The 17,987-nt window shown below is 57.0% G+C and carries 15 protein-coding genes; 8 read left to right on the top strand and 7 right to left on the bottom strand.

Annotated elements, in window-relative coordinates:
• Positions 1–41: 41 nt before the first annotated feature.
• The 4 genes from QVF11_RS10255 to QVF11_RS10240 all read right to left on the bottom strand — a co-directional run bounded on the left by QVF11_RS10255 (position 42) and on the right by QVF11_RS10240 (position 4,323).
• A complete protein-coding gene (locus tag QVF11_RS10255; RefSeq protein ID WP_287856738.1) occupies positions 42–1,031 on the bottom strand; it encodes a Gfo/Idh/MocA family protein in 990 nt (329 codons plus the stop codon).
• Between the two features lie 70 nt (positions 1,032–1,101).
• Positions 1,102–1,605 carry a M48 metallopeptidase family protein gene (locus QVF11_RS10250; RefSeq protein ID WP_287856736.1) on the bottom strand — a complete coding sequence of 168 codons (504 nt, stop codon included), beginning with the start codon at positions 1,603–1,605 and terminating at the stop codon, positions 1,102–1,104.
• A 78-nt stretch (positions 1,606–1,683) separates the two neighbouring features.
• A complete protein-coding gene (locus QVF11_RS10245) occupies positions 1,684–3,327 on the bottom strand; it encodes a glycoside hydrolase family 43 protein (RefSeq protein ID WP_287856734.1) in 1,644 nt (547 codons plus the stop codon).
• A gap of 129 nt (positions 3,328–3,456) precedes the next feature.
• Entirely contained in the window at positions 3,457–4,323 is an 867-nt protein-coding gene (locus QVF11_RS10240; protein WP_287856732.1) for a helix-turn-helix domain-containing protein, read from the bottom strand.
• A 232-nt stretch (positions 4,324–4,555) separates the two neighbouring features.
• On the opposite strand from QVF11_RS10240, the gene QVF11_RS10235 reads away from it, so the two are divergent.
• Both QVF11_RS10235 and rlmG read left to right on the top strand, forming a co-directional pair.
• Positions 4,556–5,899 (top strand): glycoside-pentoside-hexuronide (GPH):cation symporter, encoded by a 1,344-nt coding sequence (locus QVF11_RS10235; RefSeq protein ID WP_112213638.1) that lies wholly within the window; start codon positions 4,556–4,558, stop codon positions 5,897–5,899.
• Between the two features lie 104 nt (positions 5,900–6,003).
• On the top strand, positions 6,004–7,134 hold the full coding sequence (rlmG, locus tag QVF11_RS10230) for a 23S rRNA (guanine(1835)-N(2))-methyltransferase RlmG (RefSeq protein ID WP_112213639.1): 1,131 nt from the start codon (positions 6,004–6,006) through the stop codon (positions 7,132–7,134).
• Positions 7,135–7,217: 83 nt separating this feature from the next.
• Here the strand turns inward: rlmG and QVF11_RS10225 are convergent, their stop codons facing one another.
• The 3 genes from QVF11_RS10225 to lsrR form a co-directional block, all read right to left on the bottom strand.
• Complete coding sequence (locus QVF11_RS10225) at positions 7,218–9,239, bottom strand: NADPH-dependent 2,4-dienoyl-CoA reductase (protein WP_287856730.1); 2,022 nt, start codon at positions 9,237–9,239, stop codon at positions 7,218–7,220.
• 198 nt (positions 9,240–9,437) lie between these two features.
• Complete coding sequence (gene lsrK, locus QVF11_RS10220) at positions 9,438–11,030, bottom strand: autoinducer-2 kinase (RefSeq protein WP_287856728.1); 1,593 nt, start codon at positions 11,028–11,030, stop codon at positions 9,438–9,440.
• A 37-nt stretch (positions 11,031–11,067) separates the two neighbouring features.
• Positions 11,068–12,039 carry a transcriptional regulator LsrR gene (gene lsrR, locus QVF11_RS10215; RefSeq protein ID WP_112213642.1) on the bottom strand — a complete coding sequence of 324 codons (972 nt, stop codon included), beginning with the start codon at positions 12,037–12,039 and terminating at the stop codon, positions 11,068–11,070.
• A gap of 219 nt (positions 12,040–12,258) precedes the next feature.
• Here lsrR and lsrA point away from each other — a divergent pair, with 219 nt between their 5' ends.
• From lsrA to lsrG, 6 genes are read left to right on the top strand one after another with little or no spacing between them, the layout of a single operon-like run.
• Positions 12,259–13,746, top strand: a complete 1,488-nt coding sequence (gene lsrA / locus QVF11_RS10210; RefSeq protein WP_287856726.1) for an autoinducer 2 ABC transporter ATP-binding protein LsrA — start codon at positions 12,259–12,261, stop codon at positions 13,744–13,746.
• Positions 13,743–14,777 (top strand): autoinducer 2 ABC transporter permease LsrC, encoded by a 1,035-nt coding sequence (lsrC, locus tag QVF11_RS10205; protein ID WP_112213644.1) that lies wholly within the window; start codon positions 13,743–13,745, stop codon positions 14,775–14,777. The genes lsrA and lsrC overlap by 4 nt, the downstream gene beginning before the upstream one ends.
• Complete coding sequence (lsrD, locus tag QVF11_RS10200; RefSeq protein ID WP_142514339.1) at positions 14,778–15,770, top strand: autoinducer 2 ABC transporter permease LsrD; 993 nt, start codon at positions 14,778–14,780, stop codon at positions 15,768–15,770.
• Position 15,771: 1 nt separating this feature from the next.
• Positions 15,772–16,773, top strand: a complete 1,002-nt coding sequence (lsrB, locus tag QVF11_RS10195; protein WP_112213646.1) for an autoinducer 2 ABC transporter substrate-binding protein LsrB — start codon at positions 15,772–15,774, stop codon at positions 16,771–16,773.
• A gap of 11 nt (positions 16,774–16,784) precedes the next feature.
• Positions 16,785–17,672 (top strand): 3-hydroxy-5-phosphonooxypentane-2,4-dione thiolase, encoded by an 888-nt coding sequence (lsrF, locus tag QVF11_RS10190; RefSeq protein WP_112213647.1) that lies wholly within the window; start codon positions 16,785–16,787, stop codon positions 17,670–17,672.
• On the top strand, positions 17,669–17,965 hold the full coding sequence (lsrG, locus tag QVF11_RS10185; protein WP_112213648.1) for a (4S)-4-hydroxy-5-phosphonooxypentane-2,3-dione isomerase: 297 nt from the start codon (positions 17,669–17,671) through the stop codon (positions 17,963–17,965). The genes lsrF and lsrG overlap by 4 nt, the downstream gene beginning before the upstream one ends.
• Positions 17,966–17,987: the final 22 nt, after the last annotated feature.

Raw genomic sequence — 17,987 nt, 5'->3', positions numbered from 1 at the left:
TAAATGGCGTCAATGGAGTCCGACGTACCATTTACACTCCTTTACGCCACAGGTTGGGTATCCACCGGGAAGACCACGCCGGTCTGGCGACGAATCTCGCTCAGCAGCTTCGCTGTGATGCGGCTCACTTCCAGACCCGGATGAGCGACCTCGTTGGCTTCCACCAGGCGAGCGAACTCTTCCGCTTCATACAGCATAGTATTGATGTGCTGTGGCTGAGTGAGATCCTGGGGCTTGCCGCCGCGCGGTATAAAACAGACTTTCTGGCATTCCGAAATTTTCTCGATAACCAGCGCGCCTGCTTCACCCTGAATTTCGCTCGGGATTGCGGAATCGCTCACTTTGGAGTGATGCAGAGTGACATCAAAGTCACCGTAGCTTAAAACTACCGTGCCCTGGCCATCGACGCCGCTCTCCAGCAGGCTGGCGCTGGCGTGCACCGAGCGCGGTTCGCCCCACAGCGCGACCGCTGAAGCCAGACAGTAAAAGCCGATATCCATAATCGAGCCGTTAGAGAAGGCCGGGTTAAAGGTATTGGGGTTCTCGCCGTCGAGATAACGCTGATAGCGGGAGGAGTACTGGCAGTAGTTAATAAAGGCTTTGCGCAGCTTGCCGATCTTGTCGAACGACTGCTTCAGCAGCAGGAAGTTTGGCAGGCTGGCGGTTTTGAACGCTTCGAACAGCACCACGTTATTTTCCCGCGCGACCTTAATAGCTGCTTCCACTTCTTGCAGATTCGAGGCCAGCGGTTTTTCGCAAATCACATGCTTTTTATGGCTCAGAAACAGGCGGGTTTGCGGAAAATGCAGCGAGTTAGGGCTGGCGATGTAAACCGCGTCAACATCAGCGCATTGCGCCAGTTCTTCCAGTGAAGTGAAGAGGTGTTCGACGGGATAATCGCTGGCGAAGGCCTGGGCTTGTTCAAGGCTACGGGAGTAGATGGCGGTAAGCTTATATTTGCCGGTTTCATGGGCGGCATCGACAAACTGCTTGGTTATCCAGTTTGTGCCAACAACTGCGAAACGTATCATAAACGTTGACGAACTCCGTAAAAAGGGACCTTTCGTCACTCTAACACGCCATCATGACAAAACCAGTGCGCTAAGGCGCAGAACGCTCTAACGAAAGCTGCGTCAGCCACAGGCGGGTATCAAACTCCAGCTGATGGTACTGCGGCTCCATATGACAGCACAGCTGATAGAACGCTTTGTTGTGGTCTTTTTCCTTCAGGTGCGCCAGTTCGTGTACCACGATCATCCGCAGAAAATCCTCCGGCGCATCGCGAAAAACGGTGGCGACGCGAATTTCGGCTTTCGCCTTTAGCTTGCCGCCCTGTACGCGTGAGATAGCGGTATGCAGGCCGAGCGCGTTGTTCAGTACGTGGATTTTGTTGTCGTACATCACCTTATTGATGGGCGCCGCACCGCGCAGATAGCGAGACTTCAGATCCTGGGTGTATTGGTACAGCGCTTTATCGTTGTTGATCTCATGGCCCTGCGGATAGCGCTTTTTCAGCACCTCGCCGAGGCGATTCTGTTCGATTAAGGTGGTGACCTGCGCCAGCAGGGATTCAGGGTAACCCTGGAGATAGGTTAATGTGCTCATGGGGCCTGTTTGCGTAATTAAGCGACAACTGGCGCGAATTCTAGCACCCCGCGCGGGCAGGATGCCAGAAAGGCTGCGTTACTCGATGATCGCGTCTTCAACCGCCCGATAGCCGAAGAAATCAAACAGCGCCTCTTTGCGATGCAGCATGCTATCCACACAGGCCAGGCCGACAAATGCGCCGGTAAACTCGCCGTAGCGGCTATATTCATCGGAAAAACGCGATGTGTCGTAGATCGCGCCGATTTTTTGATATTTTTCGCCATCGACAGACCATGAGCACTGGATCTCCCGGCCGTTAATGGCCATCGCCAGATAGATTTCTCCTTCCGCGAGGAGAATTTTCTGCGGGTCGTCATGACGTTCGCCGTTATCCATATAAATAATGGCCAGTTGCGCAGAGCCAGAGGCTTGATCCCAGGTTTTATGCAGGAACAGATAGTTCATGTTGTCGTAATAGAGCACCAGACCCGCGCTGTGCTGATAAATCTCGGGGCTGAAATCCATTTTCGTGGTGATGTTTGCGTATACCGAGGTGAGTTTTTTCGCCAGCAGGCTGACCTTATTCAGCGAGCTCAGCGACTCCTGCCCGCGCACGGCAAGGTAGCCCGCTTTACGCCTCAGGCTGGTAAAACGCTGGAAGCGAATCCTCGGGGCATAAAACGCGTTATCCAGCGTTTGCCCATCAAAATCATCAATATCCGCTTTGGTCGGAAATGGGTGCGCAGGCAGCCTGGATTCTTCCACCTGGTGCTGGGCGAGATTCCCCCCGGATGCCATTCGCAGCCAGCCTTCGTCGGTCCATTCCATCTTTTGAATCGCCGTTTCCCGACCTAGCGGGCAGCGTAATTCCTGGCGGAACGGGCGACTGCACAGATGGGTTAACCAGACTTCGCCCGTGGGGGTTTCGACATAGCTGCCGTGCCCGGCCTTTTGCAGATAGGTTTCCGGATTGAAGTAGTGCGGCTTCAGATGCCCTGCGTCTTTACGCTCGTTAAAGTTCTGCGGCCAGGAGGTGACGATTGGGTTCATCGGATCGCCTTCATAGGGGCCGGTGACTTCCGTTGCGCGGGCCATGGTGACCGCATGCCCGTATCCGGTACCGCCTTCGGCAACCATCAGGTAGTAATAGTCGCCGCGCCGGGTCAGATGTGGTGCTTCAATACAGCCGCGGTTGGTACCGCCATGCCAGATTCGCTGCGGGTAGCCGATGATACTTTGTGTTTGTGGCGAGTACTCCACCAGGCAAATGGCCCCCGGTTTTTCGTAGCCTTCACGGGTTTCCCACTCCAGAGAGACGATCCATTTTTTACCGTCGTTGTCGTGAAGGATTGAGGCATCGAACCCGGCGGAGTGGAGATATATTGGCTCGCTCCACGGGCCGGTTATTTCACTGGCGGTAATAAGATAATTATCTACGTCAAAATAGCGTGAACTCATGGAGTTCATCACACCATAAATAACGTAAAACAGTTGTTCTTCTTCGCACCAGGTCAGACTTGGTGCCCAAATTCCTTTGGCTGAAGGCAGTTTTTTTAAATCTGGGTTGTTATCGTCGGTAAGAACGTGAGTGAGTAATTGCCAATGTTTAAGATCCCTGGTGTGATAAACCGGTAAGCCGGGAAACCACTCAAATGATGATACCGCCACGTAATAATCATCACCGCGTCGACATATACTGGGGTCAGGATTAAAACCTTTAAAAACAGGATTCTGAATCATCGTATTTACCCTTGATGCAAAAAATATAACGATGATTGTAAGTAGTCGGTCTGTCGGGGGATATATAGACTGGTTTTATTTATATAATAAACGTCCACTCACCCAGTGATCTCGCTCACAAAAAGCGATTTATTTATCTGCGCGGCTCCCTACCGCAGCGGTGCTTCTGACCTTGTGGCGAAAGGCCAGCGGAGTATCGTTCATCATCTCTTTGAACTTTAGGCAAAAGTAGGCGCTGTCGGTGAAACCAGCGCTTTGTGAGATGTCGCTGATCTTCAGGTCGGTATTGGTCAGGAGATTGATGGCAATATTGAGTTTGCGCAGCAGCATGAACTTTTTGAAGCTGATTCCAAAGGCCGATTTAAAGGTTTTTGAAAACCAGGATTTCGACCACTGGCAGCGGCGGGCGGCCTCTTCGGTGGTCATTTCAAAATTCTCGCAGGCATCGATGGACTGCAGTAGTTCGATAAGCTCGCTGAGGTAGCGATGGCTGGTGCGTTCGGTAATCTGGACCGAGTCTTTCAGGCTATTAAACGCGTGGAGCAGTACGCTTTGCATAAGCGATCGGAATAGCGAATCGGAGAAGTCGCTGAACTCTCCGCACCAGCCTAGCAGTAGCTCCAGGCGTTCGGCCTCTTCACCGGAAAGATACACCACCGCGCCGCAGTGGGCGGCGGGCAATGACAGGTCGTACCCCTCCAGCCACTCTTTCTCAAATTGCATCAGATAGCGCTTGTGGCTGGCGGCGGGCGGTAGCGTCATTTCGTGAATCAGTAAGGCGGGAACAAATACCAGAGTATTGTTTTTAATGGTGAATTTTTCATCACCGATCGAATAACTTCCCCCTGATTCCCGGAACCACATCAGCTCATCCATCATATGATAATGGGGGACTACGTTTATCCCATTGAAATCATTTATGTTGTCTACACGCAGCGTAAACAGCTCGCCGGTGCCCACGGGGATCTTTTCGAAAACGGGAGATTCATCACTCATCGAGTACACTCTTCTTATATTTCACAGGATGATTTATACATAATCAGCAGGCCCTTCGCAATAACGTATATACCCGTCATACTTCAAGTTGCATGTGCGTTGGCTTTCCTCGCTCACCCCAGTCACTTACTTTAGTAAGCTCCTGGGGATTCTCTGCGTTGCCGCCTTCCTGCAACTCGAATTATTTAGAGTATAAATTACGGTTGCTATAATTCTTTTTTGTGGAGACGCGATGAATACTGCCCGTATAAGTATCAAAGAAAAATTTAGTTATGGGTTAGGCGATACCGGCTGTAATTTAGTCTGGCAGACGGTAATGCTGTTTATGGCCTGGTTTTATACCGACGTATTCGGTTTAAGCCCAGCCCATATGGGGACCATGTTTCTCGCCGTCAGAGTATTAGATGCGGTAACCGATGTATTAATGGGCGCAGTGGCGGACAGAACCCGAACTAAATATGGTCAGTTCCGACCCTATATTTTGTGGTTCGCTATTCCATTTGGCGTACTTTGCTGCTTAACGTTTTATACGCCGGATTTTGGCTATACTGGTAAACTTATTTATGCTTATGTTTCTTATACCTTATTATCTTTAGTCTATACGGCCATTAACGTACCGTATTGCGCGATGATCAATAATATCTCTAACGATTCCAGAGAACGCGTTTCGCTCCAGTCCTGGCGCTTTGCGCTCAGTACCCTTGGCGGCCTGATTGTTTCCCTTACTGCGCTGCCGCTGGTGGCTTTTCTTGGCCAGGGGAACGTGCAGAACGGCTATTTTTACACCATGATTGTGATGGGATGCCTGAGCATCATTCTGTTCTTTATCTGCTTTGGCCTGACCAAAGAGCGCTACACCACGGATATTGCGGTCAATAACCAAAGCAGCATTCTTGATGACCTGAAAACGCTGCTCGCCAATAAAGACTGGCGCATTCTGTTCGCGCTCAACGTCGTCAACCTGATTGCGGTGCTGTTCAAAGGCGGAACGACGCTGTACTACGTCAACAATATTATGGGGCGAGCGGATTTAGGCAGCCTGCTGTTAACCACCACCCTCGCGTCCGGCGTGCTGGGAGCGATGCTCTCACCGTTTATCTTTAAAAATATTGATAAGGTCAAAGGATTTAAAATCTCGATGGCCCTGGAGGCGGTGCTGCTGATTGGGATGTACTTTGTCCCAGCGGGTAACGTGGCCGCTATCTTTGCGCTGGTGATTATCATCAACATTATTCAGCTTGCCGCCACGCCGCTACAGTGGAGCATGCTGTCCGATATTATTGATGCGGAAGAAAAACGCAGCGGTAAAAAGCTCAGCGGGATCGTTTTTTCAACTAATCTTTTTGCTATTAAGCTGGGTATCGCCATCGGCGGCGCGCTGGTGGGCTATATGCTGGCATGGGGTGACTACGTTGGCGGCGCGGCACAGCAAACCGAGTCCGCGCTGGAGATGATCAAGCTGCTGTTCACCGTTTTCCCCGGTGTTCTGGTCGCGCTGCTGATCGTTATCATGGGCAAATACAGTCTGAATGATAAGCGCTTGTCTCGCCTGTCGCAGGATGACCTCCCGGCGTAATACGCAATCGCCCGTGAGGAGGAGATAATCGGCGTATCTCTATTCAACTGGGCGAAGTTTGCGTATAAACTCGCGGGTTTTAGTATTCCGGAGGCACAGAGGCGATGAGCCAGGTAGAGTTAAACGGTGAGTTATTCACATTAGAGCGGTTCCCACCAAATGCTGAAGAGGAAGCGCTTCAGGCATGGGAAGCGGCGGATGAGTATCTGCTGCAACAGGTGAATGACGTCGACGGCCTGACGCTCATTTTCAATGATAGCTTCGGCGCGTTGGGCTGTGCGCTGGCGGAACGCAACCCGGTGAGCATCAACGACTCCTACGTGTCTGAGCTGGCAACCCGCTACAACCTGCGGATGAACGGCATTGATGAAGAGAGCGTGCGCTTTCAGGATTCCCTGAGCGAGCTACCCGCAGCACCGGCACTGGTATTAATTAAGGTGCCGAAACAGCTGGCGCTGTTAGAGCAGCAGCTGCGTGCGCTGCGTGATGTGGTGACACCGGAAACCCGCATCATCGCCGCAGCAAAAGCGCGCGATGTGCATAACTCCACCCTGGCGCTGTTCGAAAAGATCCTCGGTACCACCACGACATCGCTGGCATGGAAAAAGGCGCGGTTGATTTTCTGTACCTTTACTGCGCCTGAAGTCGCTGATGCACCGCAGACCTACAGCTGGCAACTGGACGGTACTCCATGGACTATCCATAACCACGCCAACGTGTTTGCCCGCAGCGGTCTCGATGTGGGCGCGCGCTTCTTCCTCGAGTATTTGCCGGAAGGCATCGAAGGTGAAATTGCCGACCTCGGCTGCGGCAACGGCGTGATTGGTCTTCAGGCGCTGGCCTTAAACCCTAATGCCCGGGTGATGTTTACCGATGAGTCATATATGGCGGTGGCTTCCAGCCAGCTAAACGTCGAAACCAACATGCCGGACGATATTGAGCGCTGCGAGTTTGTGGTCAATAACGCCCTGACTGACATTGAGCCGGACCGCTTTGATGCCATTCTCTGCAACCCACCGTTCCATCAGCAGCACGCGATCACCGATCATATTGCCTGGCAGATGTTTAACGATGCCCGCCGCAGCCTGAAGTACGGCGGCGAGCTGTACGTGGTCGGCAACCGCCACCTCGATTATTTCCGCAAGCTGAAACGTGCGTTCGGCAATTGCACGACTATCGCCACCAATAATAAATTTGTGGTGTTGAAAGCGACAAAGGTGCGTAAACAGCGCTGAGTCTTATTGCTTCCCCGGCTGCGGCTGACGCCTTTGCCGGGTTACTGTCTCCCGCAGTTGTAGCGCCATCCCATGGATGCCCCCTAAATCTCCAGAGCCAGCTTTGTGCCCTGGGAGATCGCCCGCCGGGCATCCAGCTCCATCGCCACGTCGCAGCCGCCGATCAGGTGTACCGTTTTTCCCGCACCCTGCAGCGGGTCGGCCAGTTCTCGTCGAGGATCTTGTCCGGCGCAGATGATAACCTGATCGACGTTAAGTATCTGCAATTCACCACCGATCGTCACATGTAAGCCTTGATCATCAATCCGTTGATAGCTGACGCCGGGGATCATTTTGACGCCGCGGGCCAGCAGGGTGGTGCGGTGGATCCAGCCGGTCGTTTTCCCTAAACCGTCGCCGGGCTTGCTGGTTTTACGCTGGAGCATCACTATCTTACGCGGGCTTTTCGCCAATTGCATTCCCTCCGCGCGAAGCCCTCCGGCGGCCTGCAGAGTGGTATCAATTCCCCATTCTGCGCAAAATTCGCCGATATTCTGGCTGGTGGCGACGCCGGACTGGCTGAGATACATGGCGGTATCAAAACCGATTCCGCCGCAGCCGATAATTGCCACTTTCTCGCCGACCAGCGCTTTATCGCGCAGAACGTCGAGATAGCTCAGCACCTTGGGATGATCGATGCCCGCGATATCCGGCATCCGTGGGGCGATCCCGGTGGCGAGGATAATTTCATCAAATGCCCGCAGATCGTCTGCCGTCACCAGGGTTTCAAGCCGCAAAACGACGCCGGTCAGATCCAGCATTCGCCGGTAATAGCGCAGAGTTTCGTAGAACTCCTCTTTGCCGGGGATCTGTTTGGCGATATTAAACTGGCCGCCAATCTCTTTGTGTCTGTCAAAAAGCGTCACCTGATGACCGCGTGAGGCGGCGTTAACGGCAAACGCCAGTCCGGCAGGGCCAGCACCGACTACCGCCAGCCGCTTCTGCGCTGTTGCGGGCACTATCGGCATTTGGGTTTCATGGCAGGCGCGCGGGTTGACCAGACACGAGGTGACTTTTCCGGCGAAGATCTGATCCAGGCAGGCCTGATTACAGCCGATGCAGGTATTGATCTCATCCGCGCGCCCGCTCTGTGCTTTAGAAAGAAATTCGCTATCGGCGAGGAAAGGGCGGGCCATCGACACCATGTCGGCATCTTTACGGGCAAGGATCGCCTCCGCCACTTCGGGATCGTTAATCCGGTTGGTGGTGACCAGCGGGATCGACACCGCGCCCTTCAGCTTGTGGGTGACCCAGCTAAACGCGCCGCGCGGCACCGGGGTGGCGATGGTGGGAATACGCGCTTCGTGCCAGCCGATGCCGGTATTGATAATGGTCGCCCCGGCGGCCTCAATGGCTTTTGCCAGCTCAGTGACTTCTGCCAGGGTGCTGCCACCGCTCACCAGGTCGAGCATCGACAGGCGGTAGATGATAATAAAATCGCTGCCCGCACGTTCGCGAACGGCTTTGACGACCTCAATAGCAAAACGCATACGTTGGGCATAATCGCCGCCCCATTGATCGTCGCGCAGGTTGGTGCGCGTGGCGAGAAACTCGTTAATCAGATAACCCTCAGAGCCCATCACCTCGACGCCATCGTACCCGGCTTCCCGCGCCAGTTGGGCGCAGCGGGCGAAATCATCGATCAGCTGTAAGATCTCATCATGACTCAGTTCATGCGGCGTGAAGGGGTTGATTGGTGCCTGAAGCGCGGAAGGGGCGACCAGTTTAGGCTGGTAGCTATAGCGCCCGGTATGCAGGATCTGCAGGGCGATTTTTCCGCCTTCCAGGTGTACCGCGTCGGTAATATGGCGATGGTGGGCCAGATGGCTGGCGTCGTTAAGCACCGCGCCGCCCGCCATGGTGACGCCGGAAGGCGCAGGGGCAATGCCGCCGGTGACAATCAGCGCTACCCCGTGGCGAGCGCGCTCGGCGTAAAAGGCCGCCAGCCGCTGTGCGCCGTCCGGGAGTTCCTCCAGGCCAGTATGCATCGAGCCCATCAACACGCGGTTTTTGAGCGTTGTGAACCCCAGCTCAAGCGGGGAGAAAAGCGACGGGTAGCGGCTCATAATAGCTTCCAATGTAAAATTATTGTTATGTGGTCGGATGAGTTACTAATTTAGCCGTCGCGGGCAAAAAGGGAAAAGGGGAGTGCAGCGATTGTGATGGGATTCAAAGAACGGCGCAGGAAGACTGCCCTCACCCCGACCCTCTCCCGGCTGGGAGAGGGAGAAGGACGGAGTTGTGCCTCTCCTGCGGGGAGAGGGTTAGGGTGAGGGGGCAACAGGCGCACGGCGCGCCAGCCCCGGCGCCTGCCACATCGATGTCGTCAATCCGCTGTCCACCAGACCGAGCTGCTCGGCGTAAACCGACTGCCATTTGGCCATCATCTCCTGATACAGCTCGCGATGCGCCGGGTTTGGCGTGAATACCCGATGCCAGCTCACCAGCTTCTCGCCTGTTGCCGCCATATCGCTGTACAACCCCGCACCGGCCCCGGCGGCAATCGCGCAGCCTAGCGCGGTCGCTTCACGAACCTCGGGCACCCGCACCGGCAGCCCGGTCACGTCGCTAAGAATCTGGCTCCACAGCGCCCCTTTTGAACCGCCGCCAGCGAACACCAGGCTGTCAAACTTCACGCCGGAAAACTGCGAAATCTGCGCCAGATTGCAGGCGGAAACAATCGCCGCGTTCTCTTCCAGCGCCCGGAATAGCGTGGCTTTATTGCATTTTTCCGGGTCGATGGAGAGGTTAATAAACGACGGCGCGGCGTGGTACCACTGCTTAAAATGCATAGCGTCGGAGAAAATGGGCATCACTCCGTGGGAGCCCGCTGGAACCCGACTGGCCATCTCTTCCAGCAGCGAATAGGCATCGACGCCGAGCCGTTCGGCAACCAGTTTCTCTTCCGCACAGAAGGCATCGCGGAACCAGCGCATGGTCAGTCCGGTAAAGAAGCTGATGGATTCCGCCTGCGCCATACCGGGGATCACGTGCGGGTTAACGCGGATATTCATCTCCGGGTCGGTGCGCACTTCCGGCAGATTGACCACTTGCTGCCAGAAGGTTCCGCCGAGCACCGCAGTTTGCCCGGCGCGCACTACCCCCAGCCCGAGGCAGCCGAGCTGGACATCGCCGCCACCCATGACTACTGGCGTTCCGGCACGCAAACCGCTTTGTTGGGCCGCCGTGTCGGTGACCGCGCCGAGCACGGTACCGGTCTCTTTCACCGGCGAGAGAATATCGGCCCGCAGCCCGGCCATATCCAGCAGCGCCGGACGCCAGTCGCGGCTGAACAGGTCGAGCATACCGGTGGTCCCGGCGTTTGAAGGATCGACCGCCAGCTCACCGGAGAGCTTCGCCGCCAGCCAGTCGCTGATCATGGTGATGGTTGCCGCTTTGCGGTAGATATCCGGGCGATGGTGGGCCAGCCACAGCAGGCGCGGCATGGCGCTCAGCGCCAGAGTCTGCCCGGAAACGCCGTACACCTCAGATTCAAAGCGATAATCGTGGATCTCTTTAAGCTCCGCCACTTCACGGCTGGCGCGAGCGTCAACGTTGGCGCAGGCCCAGATGGCCTCGCCGTTACGGTCATAAAGCACGATACCTTCGCGCATTGAACAGCAGGCGACGGACTGAATATCCGCCGGGGAGAGATGAGCGGCGGCCAGCGCCTGGCGGATGCACAGGCAGGCCAGCTGCCAGTTGGTGCCAAGGTCAAACTCCATCGAGCCGGGAACGTTGTCCACGCTCAGATGTTTCCATTCGGCCTGGCCGACCGCAATCTGGCGTCCATTGAGATCGAAAATCACTGCCCGAATGCTGCCGGTTCCGGCATCTAACGCTAAAAGGTAACTCATGACATGCGCCTCGCTATTGTTGCGCGGCGCAGGGCCATTATGAGGCCAGCGTGAGCACCGCGCGTGCTGTTGTCTCTTCCGTTACCAGGCCATTAATCCGCTTGCCGATCAGGGCCGCGTAAATCGCCTGCGCTTTTTCTGCACCCCCGGCAACGCCGACGATAGTCGGCAACTGCGCCAGTTCATCGAGGGTGACGCCGAGCAGTTCCCGATGGATCTCCAGCCCTTCGACCGGTTTGCCGTCGGCCTGCAGGAAATAACCTAAAATATCGCCCACTGCGCCTTTACGGGCGTACATCAGCTGTTCGCCTTCACTGATATAGCCGGAACGCAGGATAGTCGCGTCGCGGCGCTGATCGATCGCGCCAATGCCGACCACCGCCACATCTGCCGCCGTGGCCGCGAGGATCACGTCGCGGACGCTGGATTCCCGGCGCAGGATCTCCGCCACATCGGCCGATGACACCCTGAGCGGCGCGGGGATCATGCTGATGCTACAGGCCGCATCCAGCTGGCCGATGCCGGTCATATAGGGGCCGACGCCGCCGGAAAGCGTCACCAGCCGTACCTGCTGCGAGCCGATAAATCCGCTCAGATGCTGCAGGCAGCTCATCGTTGCTTCGCCAAAGCCCACTGCCAGCAACTGCCCCGGCTCGAGCACGCCCATTAACGATTGTGCCGCGCCAATTCCCAGCCGGGTGTTCATCGGCGGGGTATTCAGCGCGGGCAGTACGCGGGCGATTTTCAGGCCGAAGCGCTGCTGGAGTTCGGTCTCCAGCGCCAGACAGCCTTCATAGCGCGAGTTAATTTGTACCCGGATCACCCCGGACTGGCGGCCTTTCTCCAGCAGGCGGGAGATCTTTAACCGCGGCAGTCCTAAACGCTCGCCGATGTCGTTCTGGGTTAAGCCATCGTGGTAGTAACACCAGGCCACCCGCGCCACCAGCTCTTCCTCGGCTAACGCCAGCCCGGCGTAGCGGCTCTCTTCCGTAATGCGTTTTTCGCTCATAAAGTGAACTCTTATAAAAATTTAGATCATATGTTCGTTATTGCGCGGTCGGAAAATGTGAGCCGACTGGCAAAACCGATCTTTCGTTGTTCTCTGGTTTTATCCAAACGATCTAAAGCATAAAACTGTGATCTTTGCACGGTTGTAAATATAGTTCACCGTCTACGCTTTTGAACATTATTAAATGAAAAAATCTTTTGTTCAAATCGGGGCGTGATAATGAAGCCACTGCTTGAAGCTCGCCAAATCTGCAAACAGTTCTCCGGCGTGACCGTGCTGAAGCATATTGATTTCGCGCTGCTTTCCGGCCAGGTACACGCGCTAATGGGCGGTAACGGGGCGGGGAAATCGACGCTGATGAAGATTATCGCCGGGGTGGAAACGCCCGACAGCGGTGGGCTGATCTTCGGCGGACGCACCTTTGCGCGCCTCAATCCTGCGCAGGCCCATCAGCAGGGCGTGTATCTGGTACCTCAGGAACCGATGCTCTTTCCCAACCTGACGGTGCGGGAAAACATTCTTTTTCGTCTGCCGAGGCGGGCTGATAACGAGGCTCGCTTGCAGGAAAAGCTCCAGCAGCTCAACTGCCAGCTTCAGCTTGATGCAGCGGCCAGCACCCTGGAAGTTGCCGATCAGCAGATGGTGGAGATCCTGCGCGGGCTGATGCGCGACGCGCAGATTCTGATCCTTGATGAACCGACCGCCTCATTAACGCCGGGGGAGACAGATCGCCTGTTTCGCCAGATCCGCGCTTTGCAGGATCTCGACGTCGGTGTCGTGTTTATCTCGCACAAACTCCCCGAGATCCGCCAGGTCGCCAGCCACGTATCGGTCATGCGCGACGGTGCGGTGGTGCTGAGCGGGGAAACCGCGCAATACGGCGACAACCAGCTGATCGGCGCGATGACGCCCGTTGGGCGCGACCATACGCTAAGCGATACGCAAAAGTTGTGGCTGGCGCTGCCGGGCAATCGCCGCACTCAGGCGCAGGATTTCCCGGTGCTGCGGGTCGAGGATCTGACCGGGGAAGGTTTTATCGATCTCAGCCTTGAGATCCATGCCGGAGAGATCGTCGGCCTCGCCGGGCTGGTCGGATCCGGGCGCACTGAATTTGCCGAAACGCTGTATGGTCTGCGCCCGGTACGCGCCGGGCGGGTATGGCTGGAAAACCGTGATATCAGCCGCGACAGCACCCGCAACCGGCTGGCCAGCGGGCTGGTTTATCTGCCGGAAGACCGTCAGGTCTCAGGGCTGTTTCTCGACGCGCCAGTGCGCTGGAACACGGTAATGTTTAACCAACCGTCGCTGTGGCAGCAGAACAAGCGCGAAGCGGCGGTGGTCGAGCGCTATCACCGGGCGCTGGGGATCAAAATGACCGATGGCGATCGCCCGGTGCGTACGCTCTCCGGCGGCAATCAACAGAAGGTGCTGCTGGCGCGCTGCCTGGAGGCTAACCCTCTGCTGCTGATCGTCGATGAGCCAACGCGCGGGGTGGACGTTTCCGCCCGCGCCGACATCTATCAACTGCTGAAAAGCGTGGCCGCCCAGAACGTGGCGGTGCTGATGATCTCCAGCGATCTTGATGAGTTTGTTGGTCTGGCGGATCGGGTGCTGGTGATGCATCAGGGCAGACAGAGCGGCGAGCTTTCGCAGCAGGCGGTCACCGTCGACCGGATGATGACCCTGGCCTTCGGAGGACAGCCATGAAAACGTTACTCAAGAATCGCGAACTGAGCGCCTTTCTCGCCATCGTGGTGCTGTTTGCCGGGCTGGTGGCGCTCAACCCGGCTTATTTCAGCTTGCAAACCCTGGCAATGATATTCGCCAGCTCGCAAATCCTCTGCCTGTTGGCGTTGGGGGCGACGCTGGTGATGCTGACCCGCAATATAGACGTCTCCGTTGGTTCCACCGTCGGCCTGAGCGCTATCGCGGTGGGCGTGGCGTTGAACAGTGGATATGGGCTGATGACGGCCATCGCCTTTGCGCTGGCGATCGGTGCGCTGGCCGGGGCGTTTAACGGCCTGCTGGTGGTGGGGCTGCGGATCCCGGCGATAGTCGCTACGCTCGGCACCCTCGGGCTTTATCGTGGGGTGATGCTGCTGTGGACCGGCGGCAAGTGGATTGAAGGCCTGCCAAACAGCCTGAAGGCGCTATCGGAACCGGCGTTTATCGGCATCTCGCCGCTGGGCTGGCTGGTGCTGGCGCTGCTGCTGGTGGGCGGCTGGGTACTTTCACGTACCGCCTTTGGCCGAGATTTTTACGCCGTCGGCGATAACCTTGCCGCCGCCCGCCAGCTCGGGGTGGCGGTAAACCGTACGCGGATGCTGGCTTTTACCCTTAACGGCATGCTGGCGGCCTGCGCCGGGATTGTTTTCGCCGCACAGATTGGTTTTGTGCCTAATCAGACCGGCAGCGGCCTGGAGATGAAGGCCATCGCCGCCTGTGTGCTCGGCGGTATCTCGCTGCTTGGCGGAACCGGTACGCTGCTCGGTGCTTTCCTCGGCGCGTTCTTCCTCACCCAAATCGACACCGTGCTGGTGCTGTTCCGCCTCCCGGCGTGGTGGAACGACTTTATCGCTGGTCTGGTGCTGCTTGGCGTGCTGGTGCTTGACGGACGACTGCGCCAGGCGCTGGCTCGCCATCAGCGGGCGCTGAAGTACAGCCGCTTTCAGCCCGGCAATAAAGGGGGCAAGCGCGTGGCCCCCTTTCCCGAACGCAAAAACAAAGAGGTAGCGTAAATGAAGCTCAACTGGGAAAGCGCGCTGCTGGCGTTACTGGTGCTGGAGATCCTGCTGTTCGGCGCGCTGAATCCGCGCATGCTGGATCTCAATATGCTGCTGTTCAGCACCAGCGATTTTATCTGCATTGGTATCGTGGCCCTGCCGCTGACGCTGGTGATTATCAGCGGCGGGATTGATATTTCGCTCGGTTCGACTATTGGCCTGTGCGCTATCGCGCTGGGGGTGATGATGCAGGCGGGCTGGCCGATGAGTCTGGCAATTCCGCTGACGCTGCTGCTTGGCCTGCTGTGCGGGCTGTTGAACGCGGCGCTGATCCACTATACCGGCATCAGCCCGCTGGTGATTACCCTCGGCACCCTGTACCTCTACGGCGGCGGTGCGCTGCTGCTTTCGGGCATGGCAGGGGCGACCGGCTACGAAGGTATCGGCGGATTCCCGGATAGCTTTACCGCCTTCGCCAACCTGACGCTGTTCGGCCTGCCGATCCCGCTGGTGCTGTTCGCCGTGATTACTTTTTTCTTCTGGCTGCTGGCCCATCGCGGGCGCTTTGGCCGCCATCTGTTTCTGCTCGGACAAAACCCGCGCGCCGCGCGCTATGCGGCGTTGTCCGTAAACGGCATGCCGTACGTGCTGTATGGCCTGGTCGGCGTGGCCTCGGCGATTGCCGCGCTGGTAATGGTTTCCTACTTCGGCTCGGCGCGCTCGGATTTAGGCCGCGACCTGCTGATGCCCGCGCTAACCGCCGCGGTGCTCGGGGGAGCCAATATCTACGGCGGTTCCGGCTCTATCATTGGCACCGCGCTGGCGGCGCTGCTGGTGGGCTATTTACAACAAGGTTTACAGATGGTCGGCATCCCCAACCAGGTGTCGAGCGCGCTGTCAGGGGCGCTGTTGGTTGTGGTGGTGATGGGGCGCTCGCTGAGCCTGCACCGTGAATGGGTGCGGATGACCTGGCGGCGTCTTTTCTCGCGTAAAACAATCGGAGCATAAAATGAAATTAAAACTGATGGTGCTGGCAGTGGCATTAAGTGTGGCAACCGCTCAGGCGGCAGACCGCATCGCCTTTATTCCCAAGCTGGTTGGCGTCGGCTTCTTTACCAGCGGCGGTAACGGCGCGAAAGAGGCGGGCAAAGCGCTCGGCGTGGACGTCACCTACGACGGCCCGACCGAACCGAGCGTCTCCGGCCAGGTGCAGCTGATCAACAACTTCGTCAACCAGGGCTATAACGCGATCATCGTCTCTGCCGTATCGCCGGACGGTCTGTGCCCGGCGCTGAAGCGGGCGATGCAGCGCGGGGTCAAGGTCCTGACCTGGGACTCCGACACTAAACCGGAGTGCCGCAGCATCTACATCAACCAGGGGACACCGCAGCAGCTCGGCGGCCTGCTGGTGGAGATGGCGGAAAAACAGGTGACGAAACCCACCGCCAAAGTGGCGTTTTTCTACTCCAGCCCAACGGTCACCGACCAGAACCAGTGGGTAAAAGAGGCGAAAGCCAAAATCGAAAAAGAGCATCCGCAGTGGGAAGTGGTGACCACCCAGTTTGGCTATAACGATGCCACGAAATCACTGCAAACCGCCGAGGGGATCTTAAAAGCGTATCCGGATCTCGACGCCATTATCGCCCCGGACGCCAACGCGCTCCCGGCGGCGGCGCAGGCGGCGGAGAACCTCAAGCGCCAGGGCGTGGCAATCGTCGGTTTTAGTACCCCGAACGTGATGCGCCCCTACGTCGAACGCGGCACGGTAAAAGCTTTTGGCCTGTGGGACGTGGTGCAGCAGGGCAAGATCGCCGTTAACGTCGCCGATCGTCTGCTGAAGAAGGGCGATCTTAACGTTGGCGACAGCGTCGATGTGAAAGATCTCGGCACCCTGAAAGTCGAGCCAAATAGCGTGCAGGGCTACCAGTATGAAGCGAAAGGTAACGGTATCGTGCTGCTGCCGGAGCGGGTGGTGTTCACCAAAGAGAATATCAATAACTACGATTTCTGATGGAGGATGAGATGGCTGATTTAGACGATATCAAAGAGGGAAAAAACTTCGGCTTAGACCGTCCGCAGCAGAACACGCTCTATACGCTGAAGGGCTGTGGTTCACTGGAGTGGGGGATGCAGTCGCGGCTGGCGCGTATCTTTAATCCGCAGAGCAACCGCACGGTGATGCTGGCGTTCGATCACGGCTATTTTCAGGGGCCGACCACCGGGCTGGAGCGTATTGACCTCTCTATCGCGCCGCTGTTTGAAGAAACTGACGTGCTGATGTGTACCCGCGGCGTGCTGCGCAGTCAGGTGCCTGCGGCGACGAATAAGCCGGTGGTGCTGCGCGCCTCAGGCGGTAACTCGATCCTCAGCGAGCTTTCCAACGAATGCGTGGCGGTGGCGATGGAGGACGCGCTGCGCCTGAACGTCTGCGCGGTGGCGGCGCAGGTTTATATCGGCAGCGAGCACGAGCATCAGTCGATTAACAACATCATCAAGCTGGTGGATGCCGGGAACCGCTACGGGATGCCGGTGCTGGCGGTGACCGGCGTGGGTAAAGAGATGACCCGCGACGCCCGATACTTCTCGCTAGCCAGCCGTATTGCCGCTGAGATGGGCGCGCAGTTCGTGAAGACCTATTTTGTTGAGGACGGTTTTGAAAAAGTCACCGCCAGCTGTCCGGTACCCATTGTGATCGCCGGGGGCAAAAAGCTGCCGGAGCTGGAAGCGCTGGAGATGTGCTGGCGGGCGATAGACCAGGGCGCATCCGGTGTGGATATGGGGCGCAATATCTTCCAGTCCAGCGCGCCGCGCGCGATGCTGAAGGCGGTGAAAAAAGTGGTGCATGAGAACCTGAGCGCTCGCGAGGCGTATCAGTTCTGGCAGGAGGAAAAACAGGGAGAGCTGAAATGAACGTGACGCTGGTGGAAATTAATATTAAACCGGAGCGGGTCGATGAGTTCCTTGAGGTGTTTCGCGCCAACCACGAGGGAGCATTGCTGGAGCCGGGCAATCTGCGCTTTGACGTATTGCAGGACCCGGAGGTGAAGACGCGCTTTTTTATCTATGAAGCCTATAAGGACGATGAGGCGGTGCTGGCGCACAAGAAGACCCCGCACTATCTGGCCTGCGTAGAGAAGCTGGAGGCGCTGATGTCGCAGCCGCGGCAGAAACGCAGCTTTATCGGCCTGCTGCCGCAGGTATAAAGCGAGCCCTCACCCCGCCGGG

It is taken from the genome of Klebsiella sp. (genome assembly GCF_027492335.1).
GTDB lineage: Bacteria > Pseudomonadota > Gammaproteobacteria > Enterobacterales > Enterobacteriaceae > Klebsiella > Klebsiella huaxiensis.
Note: the sequence above shows the minus strand (reverse complement) of the source record. Positions and strands in the feature narration are given on the sequence as shown.